13 protein-coding genes are annotated in these 18,240 nt (G+C 74.2%); 5 read left to right on the top strand and 8 right to left on the bottom strand.

Features of this window, described 5'->3' with window-relative positions; genetic code table 11:
• Nucleotides 1-132: 132 nt before the first annotated feature.
• Complete coding sequence (locus tag P8A18_RS21370; RefSeq protein WP_306056704.1) at nt 133-720, top strand: RDD family protein; 588 nt, start codon at nt 133-135, stop codon at nt 718-720.
• A gap of 88 nt (nt 721-808) precedes the next feature.
• Here the strand turns inward: P8A18_RS21370 and purH are convergent, their stop codons facing one another.
• On the bottom strand, nt 809-2,362 hold the full coding sequence (gene purH / locus P8A18_RS21365) for a bifunctional phosphoribosylaminoimidazolecarboxamide formyltransferase/IMP cyclohydrolase (protein ID WP_306056702.1): 1,554 nt from the start codon (nt 2,360-2,362) through the stop codon (nt 809-811).
• Complete coding sequence (gene purN / locus P8A18_RS21360; RefSeq protein ID WP_306056701.1) at nt 2,349-3,008, bottom strand: phosphoribosylglycinamide formyltransferase; 660 nt, start codon at nt 3,006-3,008, stop codon at nt 2,349-2,351. Before purN ends, purH begins: the two co-directional genes overlap by 14 nt.
• Before the next feature lie 331 nt (nt 3,009-3,339).
• On the opposite strand from purN, the gene P8A18_RS21355 reads away from it, so the two are divergent.
• Complete coding sequence (locus P8A18_RS21355) at nt 3,340-4,278, top strand: hypothetical protein (protein ID WP_306056699.1); 939 nt, start codon at nt 3,340-3,342, stop codon at nt 4,276-4,278.
• Here P8A18_RS21355 and P8A18_RS21350 read toward each other — a convergent pair.
• On the bottom strand, nt 4,268-5,929 hold the full coding sequence (locus P8A18_RS21350; protein WP_306061048.1) for a cell division protein PerM: 1,662 nt from the start codon (nt 5,927-5,929) through the stop codon (nt 4,268-4,270). The genes P8A18_RS21355 and P8A18_RS21350 overlap by 11 nt on opposite strands.
• A gap of 125 nt (nt 5,930-6,054) precedes the next feature.
• On the opposite strand from P8A18_RS21350, the gene P8A18_RS21345 reads away from it, so the two are divergent.
• A complete protein-coding gene (locus P8A18_RS21345; protein ID WP_306056697.1) occupies nt 6,055-7,536 on the top strand; it encodes a helix-turn-helix domain-containing protein in 1,482 nt (493 codons plus the stop codon).
• A 103-nt stretch (nt 7,537-7,639) separates the two neighbouring features.
• On the opposite strand, the gene sucD is transcribed toward P8A18_RS21345, so the two are convergent.
• From sucD to P8A18_RS21320, 5 genes are all read right to left on the bottom strand, one after another.
• The gene (gene sucD / locus P8A18_RS21340; protein ID WP_306056696.1) at nt 7,640-8,524 is read right to left on the bottom strand and encodes a succinate--CoA ligase subunit alpha; all 885 of its coding nucleotides are present in this window, start codon (nt 8,522-8,524) and stop codon (nt 7,640-7,642) included.
• 21 nt (nt 8,525-8,545) lie between these two features.
• Nucleotides 8,546-9,727, bottom strand: a complete 1,182-nt coding sequence (sucC, locus tag P8A18_RS21335; protein WP_306056694.1) for an ADP-forming succinate--CoA ligase subunit beta — start codon at nt 9,725-9,727, stop codon at nt 8,546-8,548.
• Nucleotides 9,728-9,949: 222 nt separating this feature from the next.
• Complete coding sequence (locus P8A18_RS21330) at nt 9,950-11,173, bottom strand: vWA domain-containing protein (RefSeq protein ID WP_306056693.1); 1,224 nt, start codon at nt 11,171-11,173, stop codon at nt 9,950-9,952.
• The gene (locus P8A18_RS21325) at nt 11,170-13,599 is read right to left on the bottom strand and encodes a DUF5682 family protein (RefSeq protein WP_306056691.1); all 2,430 of its coding nucleotides are present in this window, start codon (nt 13,597-13,599) and stop codon (nt 11,170-11,172) included. Before P8A18_RS21325 ends, P8A18_RS21330 begins: the two co-directional genes overlap by 4 nt.
• Nucleotides 13,596-14,708: an ATP-binding protein gene (locus tag P8A18_RS21320; RefSeq protein WP_306056690.1), complete on the bottom strand. Its 1,113-nt coding sequence runs from the start codon at nt 14,706-14,708 to the stop codon at nt 13,596-13,598. Before P8A18_RS21320 ends, P8A18_RS21325 begins: the two co-directional genes overlap by 4 nt.
• A 128-nt stretch (nt 14,709-14,836) precedes the next feature.
• Between P8A18_RS21320 and P8A18_RS21315 the strand changes: the two genes are divergently transcribed.
• Entirely contained in the window at nt 14,837-16,231 is a 1,395-nt protein-coding gene (locus P8A18_RS21315) for an SWIM zinc finger family protein (protein ID WP_306056688.1), read from the top strand.
• 29 nt (nt 16,232-16,260) lie between these two features.
• The gene (locus P8A18_RS21310; protein WP_306056686.1) at nt 16,261-17,943 is read left to right on the top strand and encodes a DUF5691 domain-containing protein; all 1,683 of its coding nucleotides are present in this window, start codon (nt 16,261-16,263) and stop codon (nt 17,941-17,943) included.
• The last annotated feature ends 297 nt before the right edge of the window (nt 17,944-18,240 follow it).

The following is an 18,240-nucleotide window of genomic DNA, read 5'->3' as shown; positions in this document are numbered from 1 at the left end:
CAAACTTACTTACCGCTTATAACGATGAAGGCCGCAGTGCCGCAGGCAGTACCCGGGGGGCGGACCGCTGACGTTTTCTCTCCTCCGCGCGGCCGCACTCGTCCCCGTACGTCTGTTGGAGGAACGACCCTTATGAGCTTCGGCGACCCGAACCCGAACAACCCCTACGGGCAGCAGCCCGGCCAGCCGCCGCAGGGCCAGCCCGGTTACGGCTACCCCCAGCAGGCCCCGCAGGGTGTGCCGCAGCAGGGCTACGGCTACCCGTCGGCCCCGCCCGTCTCCGGCGGTGACTACGGTCAGCCCCAGGGAGCCCGCCCGCCGCTCGCCGGCTGGGGAAGCCGCTTCGCCGCGCTCCTCGTCGACGGCATCGTCATCGGTGTCCCCTACGGTCTCCTCATCGGGATCGGCGGCGCGATGGGCGGCAACGCGGGCGGCCTGCTCGCCTTCCTGGGCCTCATCGTCGGCATCGGCCTCGGCCTCTTCAAGCTGTACAAGGAGGGCACGACCGGTCAGTGGATCGGCAAGAAGGCCCTCGGCATCAGCCTCCTGCGCGAGGCGGACGGCCGGCCGCTCGGCTTCGGCATGGCGTTCGTCCGCTACATCGCCCACTTCCTGGACAGCCTCGCCTGCTACATCGGCTGGCTGTGGCCGCTGTGGGACGACAAGAACCAGACGTTCGCGGACAAGATCTGCTCCACCGTGGTCGTCAAGGCCGGCTGACCGCGCCTCAAACGGACCCGAGGGCCGTAACCGCACGCTCGTCGCGTGGGGTTACGGCCCTCGGTCGTACCGCGCTGGACCGGCCGGCTCAGTGGAAGAAGTGCCGGGTACCGGTGAAGTACATCGTCACGCCCGCCTTCTTCGCGGCCTCGATCACCAGCTCGTCGCGGACCGAACCGCCCGGCTGGGCCACGGCCTTGATGCCGGCCGCGGTCAGGATCTCCAGCCCGTCGGGGAACGGGAAGAACGCGTCGGACGCCGCGTACGAACCGGCCGCCCGCTCCGCGCCCGCGCGCTCGACGGCCAGCTTCGCGGAGTCGACCCGGTTGACCTGGCCCATGCCGACGCCGACCGAGGCGCCGCCCTTGGCGAGCAGGATCGCGTTGGACTTGACCGCGCGGGACGCCTTCCAGGCGAAGGCCAGCTCCTTCAGTTCGTCGGCGGAGAGCGCCTCGCCCGTGGCGAGCGTCCAGTTGGCCGGGTCGTCGCCCTCGGCCTGGAGGCGGTCGGTGACCTGGAGCAGCGCGCCGCCGTCGATCTGCTTGACCTCGACCTCGGCGGACGGGGCCTCGGGACAGCGCAGCACGCGGATGTTCTTCTTGCGGGACAGGATCTCGACCGCGCCGTCCTCGTACGCCGGGGCGACGATGACCTCGGTGAAGATCTCCGCGACCTGTTCGGCCATGGCGACCGTCACCGGGCGGTTGACGGCGATGACCCCGCCGTACGCCGACACCGGGTCGCAGGCGTGGGCGTTGCGGTGGGCCTCGGCCACGTCGTCGGCGATGGCGATGCCGCACGGGTTGGCGTGCTTGATGATCGCGACGCACGGCTCGGCGTGGTCGTAGGCGGCGCGGCGGGCGGCGTCGGTGTCCGTGTAGTTGTTGTAGGACATCTCCTTGCCGTGCAGCTGCTCGGCCTCGGCGAGGCCGCCTGCGCCGGAGGTGTAGAGCGCGGCGGGCTGGTGCGGGTTCTCGCCGTAGCGCAGGACGTTCTCGCGGGCGTACGTCGTACCGAGGAAGTCGGGGAAGCCCGAGTCGTCGGCGGCGGCGTAGTCGGCGGCGAACCAGGCGGCTACGGCCACGTCGTAGGCGGCGGTGTGCTGGAAGGCCTCGGCGGCGAGCCGCTTGCGGGCGGTCAGGTCGAAGCCGCCGTCCCCGACCGCGGCCAGCACGTCGGCGTAGCGCTCCGGGCTGGTGACGACGGCCACGGACGGGTGGTTCTTGGCGGCGGCGCGGACCATCGAGGGGCCGCCGATGTCGATCTGCTCGACGCACTCGTCGGCGGAGGCACCGGAGGCGACGGTCTCCTTGAACGGGTAGAGGTTGACGACCACCAGGTCGAACGGCTCGACGCCGAGCTCGGCCAGCTGCTCGCGGTGCGCGTCCAGGCGCAGGTCGGCGAGGATGCCGGCGTGGACGCGGGGGTGCAGCGTCTTGACGCGGCCGTCGAGGCACTCGGGGAAGCCGGTCAGCTCCTCGACCTTGGTGACGGGGACGCCGGCGGCGGCGATCTTTCCGGCGGTGGAGCCGGTGGAGACCAGTTCGACACCCGCCTCGTGCAGACCGCGGGCGAGGTCTTCGAGCCCCGTCTTGTCGTAGACGCTGACCAGGGCGCGGCGGATGGGCTTATTCACCGACATGACCGAGATGAACCTTTCGTCCCTCAATGCGATAGCCGTCACGGGCGAGCCGCCCCACGGCCTCGACGAGCAGCTTGCGCTCGACTTCCTTGATGCGTTCTTGAAGGGCCGCTTCGCCCTCCGGGGTGTCCTCTTCGGTCACCTCGACCACGCCCTGCGCGATGATCGGACCGGTGTCGACACCGTCGTCGACGAAGTGGACGGTGCACCCGGTGACCTTCACACCGTGCGCGAGCGCGTCACGCACTCCGTGGGCACCGGGAAAGCTGGGAAGCAGGGCGGGGTGGGTGTTGACGAACCGGTCGCCGAAGCGGGCGAGGAACTCCTTGCCCACGATCTTCATGAACCCGGCGGAGACGACGAGGTCCGGCCGGTGCGCGGCGGTGGCCTCGGCGAGCGCGGCGTCCCACTCCTCGCGGGAGGCGTGGTCCTTGACGCGGCACACGAAGGTGGGGAGCCCGGCACGCTCGGCCCGTTCCAGTCCGGCGATGCCGGTGCGGTCGGCGCCGACCGCGACGATCCGGGCACCGTACCCGTCCGGGTCGGCGCCGACCGCGTCGAGCAGGGCCTGAAGATTCGTACCGGACCCGGAGACCAGGACGACCACGCGGGCCGGGGCGGCGGAGGAGGAGAGCGGGGAGGCCACGGCTGGGCCCTTTCTCGCGTGCGAGCGGTTCGAAGCGGCCGGCCCGCCACCACGGCGCTGGGGCGACGGCAATGCGGTTTGTACGGTCGTACGAAAGAAGCGCGCTCCCCGATACGGGGAACTCTACGAACGGGCCGGCCGTCAGCAACGATACCGGCACCTCGCCGGGCCCCTGCCTGACGGGGTGAGGGAGCCCCGGGCCGCCGGTCCGCCGGTCCGGGCGTCACGCCCGCGCTCCCCGCTTTCGGCCCCTCGTCGCCGGAAGGTAGCGTCAGGGGACAGCGAACCGTCCACCGGGCGGAAATGACGAGATGGGGAAGACGTTCACCACATGCCGGACCGACGCCGCCGCACCGCCTTCCACCGTCCGCTGCCCGGGCAGGCCACCCTGCTGATGCGGGAGCGCGCCTCCTCCTCTTCTTCCTCGTCCTCCTCTCCGTCCGGGTCGGGGTCCTCCGGGTCCTCCGAAAATCCGCAGGGCGACGACAATCCGTTCGCGCCGCCGCCCGAGGGCCGGCCCGACCAGCCCTGGCAGCCGCGCCACCCGGCCGGCGGCGGCCCGGAGGGCAACGGCGACGGCGGGGACGACGGGAACGACAGCCAGTCCTCCGACAAGCGGCCCGTATGGGGCAGCCAGTGGAGCAGCCGGCAGCCGGGCCGCCAGAACGGCGGCTTCGGCGGCCGGCCCGCGGGGCCGGGCGGACCGAACGGCAAGGGCGGCCCCGAGGGCGCCCCCGCCGGACCGCGCTGGGACCCGACCGACCCCATCCAGCGCCGCGCCCGCTACGCGCTGCTCGGCGGCATGTGGGCCTTCTTCTTCGCGATCTTCGACTTCCCGGAGATCGCCCTGCTGCTCGGCGCGCTCGCCACCTACTGGTCGATCAGCGCGCTGCGGGGAAGGCCGAAGGACCCTGCGGCCCGGCCGGGCACGCCCGCTCCCGCTCCCGGGGCGGACGGTGCGGCTTCCGACGGCGGGCCGGGGCAGCGGCCCAACGCCTGGGGCCCCGCCGCCCCCGCCGGGCAGGGGACCGCCGGCGCGAAGGACACCCAGGCCACCCAGCGCATGGGCCGGCAGCAGACCACGGCCGCGGTCGGCGGTCTGGTGACGGGGCTGGTCGCGCTGGCGATCGTCGCGACGACGTTCACCGTGCAGCTGGTCTACCGCGACTACTACACCTGCGTGAACGACGCCCTCACCAAGTCGGGCGAGGTGGCCTGCAACGATCTGCTCCCGAAGCCGCTGGAACCCTTCTTCGGCGTCAAGAAGTAGCGGCCGGGGGGCCGGGCTCCGGCTCGGCCTCCGGATCCCTCGCCGCCTCCGGGGCCTTGTGCGGCTCGGCGTCCGTAGTCGCGGCCACGGGTGCGGGCTCCGGCGCGGGGGCCGGGGGCTCGTCGGCCGTCCGGGCGTGCCAGGGGTCCGTCGGCAGGAAGTCGTACGCCTCGATGTCCTCGTCCAGGCCGCCGCCGGGCGCCGGGGCGGGCACGGGGGCGGGCGCCTCCCCGCTCCGCGCTTCCGGCTCCTCCTCCGTGCCGCGGCTTCCACGGCGGGGCCACCACCTGCGCCGGGGGCCCTTCTCCGTGGCCCCGGACGCCTTCGGCTCCGGTCGCGCCCGCACCTCTCCGGCGCTGTCCGGTACGGCCCCCGGCCGCTCCTCATCCGTACGTCCGCGCAGTCGCCAGGCCCGCAGCAGCAGGGCCGCCGGGACGCCGAGCACGGCCGTCCAGACCAGCGCCGCCGCCCCGGTGAGCCACCACACCGGGCCGAAGTCCGCGAGAGCGTGCGTGCCGAGCGGCCCGCCCGCCGCGGCTGCCGGCAGGGCCGCACCGATTCCGCAGCCGACCGCCGCCAGCGCGGTGGTGAGCGCCGTCTCCCGCAGACTCCATGCCTCCTCCCGTACACCTCCGGCCGGTGCCGCCCGCCGTACGGTGAACCAGGCGACCGTCAGCGCCGCCGCGACCGGGACCGCGCCGGCCGCCCAGTTCAGCGGCGTGCCCTGGCCCTGGGCCGGCATCGCGGCGAGGAGCGGGAAGTCCGGTACCGCCGGGTGCCCCGCGAAGGCGAGCGGGGTCACCGTCGACTCCGTACCGAGGGCGAAGCCCGGACCGAGTCCGTACGCCGCACCCCACACCGCCGCGTTCGGCACCAGGCCGAGCGCCAGCAGGAGGACGGCGACCCGCCCGCCCCAGTCCCCCGCGAGGCGCAGGAAGGAATCCTGCACCGGCCCCCCGTGCCACACCAGCGCCACCGCCACGACCAGCGCTCCCCCGCCCAGCAGCACCGCGGTCCCGGCCGCCGCCGACCGGCCCACCGCCTCGGCCCGCCGCACGAACCGGGTGCGCGCCATCGCCTCGTGCAGCCGGACCGGCGCCCAGGACGGCGGCGGGCCGAGGGGGCGCCCGCAGGCCGTCCACACCCCGGCGGCCGCCGCACCCGCCACCACCGGCACCGCGGGGAACAGCAGGGACAGCGGCCCGGCGGACAGCGAGGAACCCCGCGCGTAGAGGGCGACCGCGGCACCGACCAGCAGATATCCGCCCGTCACCAGGGCGAACGCACCCCCGGGCGACGGGGCCGCGCGCCCCTCCTCCGGATCCAGGACATCCCTGGCCGCCCGGTGCACCAGCCACACCGGCAGGGCGGCGAGCAGCAGTGGGACGACGCCCACCGGAGCCGGGGCTCCGGTCAGGGTCTCCGTCCTGACCAGCTCGGCGCCGTGCGCCAGCAGCCACAGGCCCGCTGCCGCGTGGAACGCCTCGCCGGGCCCGCTGTCGGGGGCCGGGGAACTGATCCAGACGGCTGCGACGAGGACCGCGAGGGAGCCCAGTCCGAGCCCTGCCGCGACGGCCCCGCGCAGCGCGGCCGCGACCAGTACGGCGGGCCCCGCCTGCTCGGCCGACAACGACGGGCTGCGTTCGGTCACTTGGGTCACGCCGTCATGCTGCCAACGACACGCGCTTATTCCGTGTAACGGGCGAACGGCCGTTGTGTCGCTCAATATACGTTTATGTACTTTTTCACTCGGTGCAGGCCGCGCGGGCGGCCCTCATGACGCAGAGCACGTCGGGCACGGCCACCGCCGCTCCGCTCCCCTCACCCAAGGAACGGCGCAGGCTGCGGGAGGCCAAGTCGCTGACCGAGGAGCAGGTGGCGGCGGCCGTGGGCGTCACCCGGGCCACGGTGCGGGCATGGGAGACGGGCCGCACCAGCCCGCGCGGACGCAAGCGCGAGGCGTACGCCCGGCTGATCGGGACGATCGACACTCCAGCCCCTTCCCCCGCCGAAAGGAAGGCTTCGAACGCCACGCCGAAGCCCTCCACCGAGCAGCCGAAACCACCACCTGCCACCGCCGCCACCACCACCGCCGCCGAGCCGGTGGAGCCGGAGAAGCCGCTCGCGCCGGTCGCGCCGGAGAAGCCGGTGGAGCCGGTGGTGTCCCCTCCGCCGGTCCTCGCGGAGCCGGAGAGGTCCGCGCCGGCCGACCCCCCTCCGCCGGTCCTCGTCGAAGCCGCCGGGAGTGATGCCGCCATGGCCTCCGCCGAGCCCGGCGGGGGCACCACGCCCGAACCTCCGACGGCTCCGCCCGTGCCCACGGTCGCGCCTGCCCCTGTGCCGGTCGCTGCGCCCGTGGCGGCCGATGAGGAGCGGGAGGCCACCGGGACGGGCGAGGCCGCCGAGACCGACCGGGCGGACGGGACGGCTGGGGCCGGGCTTTCGCCCGCCGAGGCGTTCGACGCGTTGTACGGTCACGCCGCGGCGGCCCTCTTCCACCAGACGTATCTGCTGACCGGGCGGCGCGCCCTGTCCCGCGAGGCGGTGGCCAAGGCGTTCGAGCTGGCCTGGCAGCGCTGGCCGGAGGTGGCGGTGGACCGGGACCCGGTGGGCTGGGTACGGGCCGCCGCCTACGAGCACGCGATGTCGCCCTGGCGCCGGCTGCGCGGGGAGCACCGGCGCCTCGACCCCCCGCCCGAGGCACCGGGGCAGCGCGCGCTGCTCGACGCGCTGCTGGAGCTGCCGCCCTCGTACCGGCGCACGCTGGTGCTGCACGACGGCGTGGGGCTCGGGCTACCGGAGACCGCAGCGGAGACCGAGGCGAGCACACGCGCCGCGGCCGGGCGGCTGGTGACCGCGCGGGCGGCGGTCGGACAGCGGCTGCCCGAGGTCGCGGAGCCCGAGTCGCAGGACGGGCGGTCCGCCCTGCTCCACGAGCACCTGGGTGCCCTGGCCCGTACCCAGCCCGCCTCCTCGCTTCCGGTGCCGGAGCTGATCCGTACCGGCAGTGAGCGCAAGGCACAGCTGTGGGCCCGGTCGGCCATCGCGTTCACCGTGCTGATCGTCGGTCTCACCCTGATCGCCCTGGCAACGGCTCCCCGGAAGTACGAATCGCCGCCGTCGCCCGCCCAGCAGGTCGGCGGGGTGCCTCCGGTCGGGGGCCCGCAGAAGCTGACGCCCGGGGATGTGAAGCTGCGGAAGAAGCTCGGCGACGAACTGGTCCACGGCCCGGCCCGGCTGGTCCCCCGGGCCGGCTGAGCGGGAGATCCCCCCGCACAACGACGCGGGCCCGTCCCTCCGAATCCGGAGGGACGGGCCCGCGTCATGCGTACGGTGCCGCGCTGCCGCGCGGCCGCGTGCGTCAGGCGCCGAGGATCTCGCGCGCCAGCTTGGCGGTCTCGGTCGGCGTCTTGCCGACCTTGACGCCGGCGGCCTCAAGGGCCTCCTTCTTCGCCTGCGCGGTGCCGGAGGAACCGGAGACGATGGCGCCGGCGTGGCCCATGGTCTTGCCCTCGGGGGCGGTGAAGCCCGCGACGTAACCGACGACCGGCTTGGTGACGTTCTTCGCGATGAATTCCGCCGCACGCTCCTCGGCGTCGCCGCCGATCTCGCCGATCATGACGATCAGGTCGGTCTCGGGGTCGGCCTCGAACGCCTCCAGGGCGTCGATGTGCGTCGTGCCGATGACCGGGTCGCCACCGATGCCGACGGCGGACGAGAAGCCGATGTCACGGAGCTCGTACATCATCTGGTAGGTCAGCGTGCCGGACTTGGACACGAGACCGATGCGGCCGGGCTTGGTGATGTCGCCCGGGATGATGCCGGCGTTGGACTGGCCGGGGGTGATCAGGCCGGGGCAGTTCGGACCGATGATGCGGGTCTTGTTGCCCTTCGAGCCGGCGTACGCCCAGAAGGCGGCCGAGTCGTGGACGGCGATGCCCTCGGTGATCACGACGGCGAGCGGGATCTCGGCGTCGATCGCCTCGACGACGGCGGCCTTCGCGAAGGCCGGCGGCACGAAGAGGACGGACACGTTGGCGCCGGTCTTCTCCATCGCCTCGGCGACGGAGCCGAAGACGGGTACCTCGGTGCCGTCGAAGTCGACGGTCGTGCCGGCCTTGCGGGGGTTCACGCCGCCGACGATGTTGGTGCCGTCGCCGAGCATGAGCTTGGTGTGCTTCATGCCGGTGGCGCCGGTCATCCCCTGGACGATGACCTTGCTGTCCTTGGTGAGGAAGATAGCCATGGTGGTCTGAGTCCCTCTTCCTTACTTCGCAGCCGCGGCGAGCTCGGCGGCCTTGTCGGCCGCGCCGTCCATGGTGTCCACGCGCTGCACCAGCGGGTGGTTGGCGTCGGAGAGGATCTTGCGACCCAGCTCCGCGTTGTTGCCGTCGAGGCGCACGACCAGCGGCTTGGTGACGTCCTCGCCCTTGGACTTGAGCAGTTCGAGCGCCTGGACGATGCCGTTGGCGACCTCGTCGCAGGCGGTGATGCCACCGAAGACGTTGACGAAGACGGACTTGACGTCCGAGTCGCCGAGGATGATCTCCAGGCCGTTCGCCATGACCTCGGCGGAGGCGCCGCCACCGATGTCGAGGAAGTTGGCGGGCTTCACGTTGCCGTGCTTCTCACCGGCGTACGCGACGACGTCCAGGGTCGACATGACCAGACCGGCACCGTTACCGATGATGCCGACCTCGCCGTCGAGCTTGACGTAGTTGAGGTTCTTGGCCTTGGCCGCGGCCTCCAGCGGGTTGGCCGCCGCCTTGTCCTCAAGGGCCTCGTGCTCGGGCTGGCGGAAGTCGGCGTTCTCGTCGAGCGAGACCTTGCCGTCCAGGGCCAGGATGCGGCCGTCCTTGGTCTTCACCAGCGGGTTGACCTCGACGAGGAGCGCGTCCTCGGCGACGAAGGTGTCCCACAGCGTCACCATGGCCTCGGCGACGCCCTCGGCCACCTCGGCCGGGAACTTCGCCTGGGCCACGATCTCGCGGGCCTTGGCGATGTCGACCCCGTCGACGGCGTTGACCGGGACCTTCGCGAGGGCCTCGGGGGTCTTCTCCGCGACCTCCTCGATGTCCATGCCACCCTGCACCGAGGCCATGGCCAGGAAGGTGCGGTTGGTGCGGTCGAGGAGGTACGAGACGTAGTACTCCGCCTCGATCTCCGGGGACAGCTCGGCGATCATCACCTTGTGGACCGTGTGGCCCTTGATGTCCATGCCGAGGATGTCGGTCGCGCGGGCGACCGCCTCGTCGGGGTCGGCTGCCAGCTTCACGCCACCGGCCTTGCCGCGGCCGCCGACCTTCACCTGCGCCTTGACGACCGACTTGCCGCCCAGCCGCTCGGTCGCCTCGCGGGCTGCCTCAGGCGTGTCAATGACTTCACCGGCCAGCACCGGTACACCGTGCTTGGCGAAGAGGTCCCTCGCCTGGTACTCGAACAGGTCCACGCGCGTCCGTCCCTTATCAATGGTCTCGCGGTTGGTTTTCTGCGTGGGCGTGCCGCGAGGGGCAACGTGACTGCTGTGTCACCAGGAAGGCGCACACGGTGACCGGATACGCGGCATGTCCATCTCGCAGGTTATCCCCGAGCCCCGTGTGGCCCTAAATCGCAGATCACACCTGGGCGGTGATTACGGTCACAGAATCGCGCTGGTGGGGCCGGTCGGACCTCAGCGGACGGCCTCCTTGTCGGGTATCGGCAGGGGACGCTTCTCGATCGCGGCGGCCATCACGTCCGGGAAGAGGTCCGGCGTGCAGGCGAAGGCGGGCGCGCCGAGGGCGGACAGTGCCGCGGCGTGGTCGCGGTCGTAGGCCGGGGCGCCCTCGTCGGAGAGGGCGAGCAGGGTGACGAACTGCACGCCGGAGGCCTTCATCGCGGCGACCCGCTTCAGCATCTCGTTGCGGATGCCGCCCTCGTAGAGGTCGCTGATGAGGACCACGACGGTGTCGGCCGGCCGGGTGATCCGGGACTGGCAGTAGGCCAGGGCGCGGTTGATGTCGGTGCCGCCGCCGAGCTGGGTGCCGAACAGGACGTCGACCGGGTCGTCCAGCTGGTCGGTGAGATCGACCACCGCCGTGTCGAAGACGACGAGCCGGGTCCGCAGGGCACGCATCGAGGCGAGCACCGCGCCGAACACCGACGCGTAGACCACGGAGGCCGCCATCGAGCCCGACTGGTCGATGCAGAGGATGACGTCCTTCTTCACGGACTGCGCGGCCCGCCCGTAGCCGATGAGTCGTTCGGGGACGACCGTGCCGGCGCCTTCCCGGCCGGGCAGCTCCAGGTAGTTCTTGAGGTTGGCCCGGATGGTGCGGTCCCAGTCGATGTCGTGGTGGCGGGGCCGGGTGACCTTCGCCGAGCGGTCGAGCGCGCCCGTGAGGGTGGCCCGGGTGCGGGTGGTGAGCCGCTTCTCCAGTTGCTCCACGACCTTGCGGACCACGGCTCGCGCGGTCTCCTTCGTCGTCTCGGGCATCGCCTTGTTGAGGGAGAGCAGTGTGCCGACGAGGTGGACGTCCGCCTCGACGGCCTCCAGCATCTCCGGTTCGAGCAGGAGCGCGGAGAGGCCGAGGCGGTCGATGGCGTCGCGCTGCATGACCTGCACGACGGAGCTGGGGAAATACGTGCGGATGTCGCCGAGCCAGCGGGCCACGGACGGGGCGGAGGCGCCGAGTCCGGCCGAGCGCCCGCCGCCGCCCCGGCCGCCGGGCCGTCCCCCGTTGCCGTTCTCGTAGAGCGCGGTGAGCGCCCCGTCCATCGCGGCGTCGCGCCCGGTGAGGGTGCGGCCGGTGCTCTCGGCGCTGTCCGCGCCCAGCACCAGGCGCCAGCGCCGCAGCCGCTCCTCGCGGGCGGAGGGCGTGGTGCCGGGTGCCGCGGTGTCCGTGGTCGTCGTCATGCCGTTTCCCCCAGATGCGGGTCGTCGTGGCGGGCGGGGGCCGCGGTCGCGGGGCGCCCGGGGTGGGCGGGGGCGTCGGGTGCTTCGGGTTCTGCCGTCGCGGGGTGCTCGTCCAGGCCGAGCAGGAGGCGCAGGACCGGGACCACCGCGTCCGCGCGGGCCGTGTCCAGGACCGGGCCGAAGCCGGGGGCCGTCGTCCCGCCGCCCGCCGGGCCGTTCCCCGGGGACCCGGCGGGGGCCGGGCCGCGCCGGACGAGGTCGCCCAGTGTGCGCCGGACGCCCGGTTCGTACGCCGAGAAGGTGCGGCGCAACAACGGCAGTACGTCCGTGAAGGTGTCGGCGGGGACGCCGGTGAGCCAGGAGTCGACCAGGGCGAGCAGCCGCTCGTCGTGGACGAGGAGCATGCCGCCGCCCGCCGCCCCGCCGACGAAGCCCTCGATCCAGGCGGCGGCGTCGGCCGGCGGTGTGCCCGGGGAGAGGGCGAGGCCCATCAGCCGGGCCGCGGCGTCCTGGTCGAGGTGTCCGTCGTCCAGCAGCAGCCGGGCTGCCCGCCCCCGGATCACTCCCGCGACCGAGTCCCGGACGGCGAGCTTGTGGAGCACGGCCCGCCAGCGCTCGCGCAGCCCGTCCGCGCTCGAAGGGACGGCGCCGGCGAGCAGCCCGATCGCCGTGTGGACACCGTCCACCTGGCGGCGCAGCGCCTCGGCCCCGTCGGCGTCGAGCCCGGTGCAGGCGGGCGGCAGGCCGACGCAGATGCGTTCCGCGAGGCCGGCGGCGACCTCGCCGAGGGCGGTGGTGTCCGTGGAGCGGACGTCCCCGTAGCGCAGGGTGCGGGCCAGGGCGGGCAGGGCGTCGGCGAGGTGGCCGACATCGGTGTCGAGCGCGGCGCGGTCGGCGAGGGCCCGCATCACGACGGGCAGCGCGGCTGGCAGGTCGGCCAGCAGGCAGCGCTCGGCCAGCGCGGTGACCTCGGCGAGCGCGGTGGCGGCGAGGGCGTCCGACTCGGCGCGGGCGGTGGCGGCGGAGAGCACGGTGGTGCCCCAGACGCCCGCCTCCGCGACGCGCACGTACAGCTCGGGCTCCCAGCGCAGCCGCCAGCTCTCCCGGAAGGTGCCGGTGCTCCCCCGGCCGGCGGCGGGTTCGCCCCAGCCGATGCCGAGGACGCGCAGCCGGTGCAGCAGTCGGCTGCGGGAGGCGTCGGTCTCCTTGCGGAGGTCGAACTCCGTCTCCCGCTCGCCCGCCTCCGGTTTGAGGCGGAGGGTGCGCTGCTGCCGGGTGAGGTCGCGTTGCAGGGGGACGGCGGGGGCGGTGTCGGGGACCTCGCCCAGCGTGGAGCCGACGACGAGGCGGTCCCGGACGAGCGCGAGCGGAACGTCGGAGCCCTCGCACATGACGGCCCTGATCGCGTCGGTCGTCTCGCTCAGCCCGGCGAGCGGCCGGCCGCGCATCGCGGCGAGCGTCTCGGCGAGCCGGACCGCCTCGATGACATGGGCGGAGGAGACGAACCGGTCCTCGTCGCGCAGGAGTCCGGCGACCTTCGTCATCCAGCGCTCGATCGGGCGGTCCGGGGCGGCGAAGAGGTGCTGGTACCAGCCGGGCGACTCGATCCCCGCCCCGTATCCGCTGTGCCGGGCGAGCCGCTGGTGGGTCCACGGCACCCAGGTCAGCTCCGCCTTGGCCTTGGGGAGCCCCTTGAGCAGGGCCCGGTCGGCGGTGAGCGTCGTGCGCGTACGCAGGGCGGGCACATGCCAGGCGCCGCACACGACGGCGAAGTCGTCGCCGAACTCCTTGGCCGCCGTGCGCAGCTGGACGCGCATGTACGCCTCACGGACCGCGTCGCGCGGATGTCCGCCGTCCCCGTACACCTCGCGCAGGGCGGTCATCGCCTCGCCGAGCGCGGCGAACGCGGCGAGCGGGCCGGCCGCCTCGCCGCTGCCCGGGGCCCGGTGTTCGACGACGTCCTCCCACCAGCGCTCGGGGTCGTCGTACCCCGCGGTCCCGGCGAGCACCCGGATCGGGTCGACGGGCACGGCGGCAGGCGGCCCGTCCTCCTCGGCGGAGCCCTCGTCCCGGTCCGTCCCCGCCTCCGCCATGGCCAGCGAGTGGGCCGCGGGCAGGTCGATGAAGCGGACGGGGACGTCGCCCGCCAGGGCCCAGCGGATCGCGACCCACTCGGGGGAGAACTCGGCGAACGGCCAGAACGCCGCCCGCCCCGGGTCGTCCACGGCGTGGGCGAGCAGGGCGACGGGGGGCCGCATCTGCTCGTCGGCGGCGAGCGACAGGAGCGCGTCGCCCTCGGGCGGGCCCTCGATGAGCACGGCCCGCGGGCGGGCCGCGTCCAGGGCGGCGCGGACGGCGCGGGCGGAACCGGGGCCGTGGTGCCGCACCCCCAGCAGCAGCGGCCCCGAAGCGCGGGCGGTGGTCATACGGACGCCTCCCGGCAGGCCCGGTAGAAGTCCTTCCAGCCGTCCCGCTCCCGCACCACGGTCTCCAGGTACTCCTGCCAGACCACCCGGTCGGCCGCCGGGTCGCGGACGACCGCGCCGAGGATGCCGGCCGCGACATCGCCCGGACGCAGCACGCCGTCCCCGAAGTGGGCGGCGAGAGCGAGTCCGTTGGTGACGACGGAGATGGCCTCGGCCGTGGACAGCGTCCCCGAGGGAGACTTGAGTTTGGTGCGGCCGTCGCTGGTGACGCCGTCGCGCAGTTCACGGAAGACCGTGACGACGCGGCGGATCTCCGCGAGGCCGTCGGGCGCGGGCGGCAGGTCGAGCGAGCGCCCGACCTGGTCGACGCGCCGGGACACGATGTCAACCTCTGCCTCCGGGGTGGCCGGCAGCGGCAGCACCACCGTGTTGAACCGGCGCCGCAGGGCGCTGGACAGCTCGTTGACGCCCCGGTCGCGGTCGTTGGCCGTCGCGATGACGTTGAACCCGCGCACCGCCTGGACCTCCTGGCCCAGTTCGGGCAGGGGCAGCGTCTTCTCCGACAGGATCGTGATCAGCGAGTCCTGCACATCGGCGGGGATACGGGTCAGTTCCTCGATGCGGGCGGTCATGCCCAGGGACATGGCGCGCATCAGCGGGCTGGGCACCAGCGCGTCGCGGCTGGGGCCGTGCGCGAGCAGCTGGGCGTAGTTCCACCCGTAGCGGACGGCTTCCTCCGGGGTGCCCGCCGTGCCCTGGACGAGCAGCGTCGAGTCGCCGCTGACGGCGGCCGCCAGGTGTTCGGAGACCCAGGTCTTGGCGGTGCCGGGGACGCCGAGGAGCAGTAGTGCCCGGTCGGTGGCGAGCGTGGTGACGGCGACCTCGACGAGGCGGCGCGGGCCCACGTACTTGGGTGTGATGACGGTGCCGTCGGGCAGGGTGCCGCCGAGCAGATACGTGGCCACGGCCCAGGGCGACAGGCGCCAGCGCTCGGGGCGCGGGCGGTCGTCGGCGGCGGCGAGCGCCTTCAGCTCGTCGGCGAAGGCGTCCTCGGCATGCGGGCGCAGGACCTCGCCGGCGGTGGCCTCGGTGTTTTCGGGCACGGTCATGGATCCCCCTCCAGATCGTTCGGCAGATCGCTCGGCCTGGTGTGGTTCCCACCGTGCACCATGGCACTGACAATTGGCCTTTGCGCAGGTCAGGGCGATTGTCAGTGGGGCGGCCTAACGTCGTTGGCATGCTGCTGACTGACGGGGGAGAACCCTTGGGCGCCGCTGCTCCGGCGGCGCGCTGGACGGTGGAGCAGGTATTGGCCCTGGCTCCTGACGACGCCTCACGCAAGGCGGGGAACAAGCTCGGTGCGTCCGCGTCCTGGTCGGACACCGGGCTGGACGGCACGGGTGCGGTGTGGGGGCTGTGCAAGGGGAGCGGCAGCAAGCCGTACCGGACGGTGGTCGACACCACCGGCCCCGCGTACCGCTGTAGTTGCCCCAGCCGGAAGTTCCCCTGCAAACACGCGCTGGGTCTGTTGCTGCTGCGCGCGGCCGACGGCACGGCTGTGCCCGCCGGGTCACCGCCGGACTGGGCCGAGGAGTGGCTGGCCGGCCGCCGCGACCGCGCGGAGGCGAAGGCGCGGCCCGCCGCCGGGGGTGACGGGCCGGCCGACCCGGTGGCCGCGCGCAAGCGCGCGGAGAGGCGCGCGGAGCGGATAGGGGGCGGTGCGCGGGAGCTGGAGCAGCGGCTGACCGACCTGCTGCGCGGGGGGCTCGCGTCGGTCGAGCAGGCGGGGTACGGGCTGTGGGAGGAGACGGCGGCCCGCATGGTCGACGCCCAGGCGCCGGGTCTCGCGGGCCGGGTGCGGGAGCTGGGGTCGGTCGCGGCGTCGGGCCCCGGCTGGCCGGTGCGGCTGCTGGAGGAGTGCGCGCTGCTCCATCTGCTGGACACGGCCTGGCTGGGCCTCGACCGCCTGCCGCAGCCGCTGGCGGCCACGGTCCGCACCCGCGTGGGCCTGCCGGCCCCGGCGGAGGGGCCGCCGGTCCGCGACCGCTGGCTGGTCCTCGCCCAGTACGACACCCCCGAGGGCAAGATCGTCACCCGCCGCATCTGGCTGTACGGCGGGGAGTCGGGCCGCACGGCGCTGCTCCTGTCCTTCGGGGCGGCCGGGCGCTCCCCGGGGCACGCCCTGCCCGTGGGGGTGACGATCGACGCCGAGCTGACGCCCCATCCGGGGTCCGGCCGGCTGCGGGCCGAGCTGGGCGAGCGGTTCGGTGTGCCCGAGCCGGCCGGTACGCCCCCGCCGGGGGTGCCGGTCGGCGAGGCGATCACCGCGTACGGGCGGGCGCTGGGCGACGATCCGTGGCTGGAGTCCTGGCCGGTGACATTGCGCGACGTCATACCCGTGCCGGGCGTGGACGGCTGGCAGCTGGTGGACGCGCAGGGCCGTGAGGCGCTGCCCGTCACCGCCGCCGCGCTGTCCCGGCCGGCGCTCTGGAAGCTCGTCGCGGTCTCGGGCGGCGGGCCTCTCACCGTCTTCGGCGAGTGCGGCCACCGCGGCTTCGACCCGCTCGCCGCCTGGCCCGCGGTGGCCCCGCGGGCGGGGCTCGCCGGCGTCGAGACCGTACCGCTCATCTGACCCCAGAAGGACTTCTCGAAGGAGGCGCGATGTCCCGCACCACCTCACCCACCACACCCGCGTCCGCGTCCGCATCCGCGTCGGGGGACCTCGCCGACGCGGTCGCGGCCACGTCGTGGGAGGACCTGGTCACCTCGGCCCTGCTCGGCACGGACCGCCGCCCGCCAGGGGGCGCATCGGGCGCCGGCCCGGACGGGGCGGCCTCGGCGTTGCTGGACGCCGCCGCGCTGCACACCGTGCGGCGCCGGGCCGGGCTCCTGCCCGCCGCCGCCTCGCCCCGGCCCGCGCCCGCGCCCGACGACCCCCGCCCGCCGCTGCCCGAGGCCGCCCGCGGCCGGCTGGCGCAGCTCCTCGCGGACCGGGCCGCGGCAGGCGGTTCCGGCGGCAGACGCGGTACGGCCCCCGACCTGACGGAGCTCATCCCGCAGTGGCTGGCCACCGCCAACCTGCACGGCTACCGGGCGCCCGACTCCGCGCTGCCCGCCCTGCTGGACGCCGCCAGGGCCAGGACCGATCTGCGGCCCCAGGCCCTGGAGTTCGCGGGGCCGCGCGGGCTGTGGCTGGCCGGGCTGAACCCGGAGTGGAAGTTCGCGCTGCGCGGTGCGTCCGGAAGCGGTCTGCTGCCGTCCCTCACCGATCCGGAAGCGGTGCGACGGCTGTGGGAGGAGGGCCTGTTCGCGGAGCGGGTCGCCCTGCTCGGGGCTGTACGGGCGCGGGACGCGGAGGCGGCCCGCGCGCTGCTCGCCACCACCTGGAGGACGGAACGGGCCGAGGACCGGCTCATGTTCGTCGACTCGCTGCGCACGGGGCTGTCCTGCGCGGACGAGGAGTTCCTCGAACAGGCGCTCGCGGACCGCAGCCGCAATGTCCGGGCGACCGCCGCCGAGTTGCTGTCCGCACTGCCCGGTTCGGCGCTTGCCCGCCGGATGGCGGACCGCGCGCTGTCCTGCGTCAGCCCCGGGCTGACCGGTGACAAGCCGTTCGTGGCGGTGGAGGCCCCGCACGAGTGCGACGCGGAGATGCAGCGCGACGGGGTGGTGGCTCTCCCGCCGTCCGGCCGGGGCGAACGGTCGTGGTGGCTCGGCCAGTTGGTGGAGGCCTCCCCGCTCTCCGTCTGGCCCGCGCGGTTCGGGGGGCGCGGCGCGGAGGAGATCGTGGCGATGCCCGTCGCGGACGGCTGGGGCGAGGAACTGCACGCGGCGTGGTGCCGGGCGGCGGTGCGGCAGAACGACGAGGCATGGGCGCGGGCCCTGCTCGGCCCCCCTTCGACGCCCCCGTCGAACGGCCCCGGCACGGCGTCGCTCGCCGAGCGGGCGAAGCTCCTGGCGGTGCTGCCCCCTGCGGAACGGGCGGGCTGGGTGGCCGACTTCGTCGCCGCGCACGGGTTGTCGGAGGCGTTCCAGCTGCTCGGGGTCTGCCCGGTGCCCTGGGCGGAGCCGCTCGGGCGCTCGGTGGTCGACGCCCTCGACATAGCCCGGGACGCGGGCAGTTACCCCTGGAGCTTCAGCGGCGTCATGGGCCTGGCGGAACGCTGCCTGACCCCGGCCGAGGCAACCCGCCTGGAGGTCCTGACCACCACCCCCGCCGAACCGGCGGACGCCTCCCCCGGCGCGAACGGCTACTGGTCGGAGGCCTTCCAGCGCCTGGTCTCCACCCTGCGCCTACGCGCGACGATGGACAGCGAGCTGTCCCCGCCCCCGGAAGACGGGTGAAGCCACGCGGGCGACCGGCGAGGCGGTGCGGGGCGGCCACGTGGGCCGCCGGTCGCGCCGAGGGGTACGGCCGGCACGGCCAACGCGGCACGCGGGTACGGGCGGCCGAGCACGACGGGCCGGCGCGGACCGGCGTAAAGCGGGGGCGGATGCGCGGGCTGCTGTGAAGCGGGTGCGGCGACGTGGGTCGCCGGGTGCCGAGGGGTACGGCCGGCACGGCCAACGCGGCGCGCGGGTACGGGCGGCCGGGCACGACGGGCCGGCGCGGGCCGGCGTGAAGCGGGCGCGGCCACGTAG

Source organism: Streptomyces sp. Mut1 (genome assembly GCF_030719295.1).
In the GTDB taxonomy this organism is placed as follows: Bacteria; Actinomycetota; Actinomycetes; order Streptomycetales; family Streptomycetaceae; genus Streptomyces; species Streptomyces castrisilvae.
The sequence above is the reverse complement of the archived record's forward strand: the minus strand, read 5'-3'. Positions and strand labels throughout refer to the sequence as shown.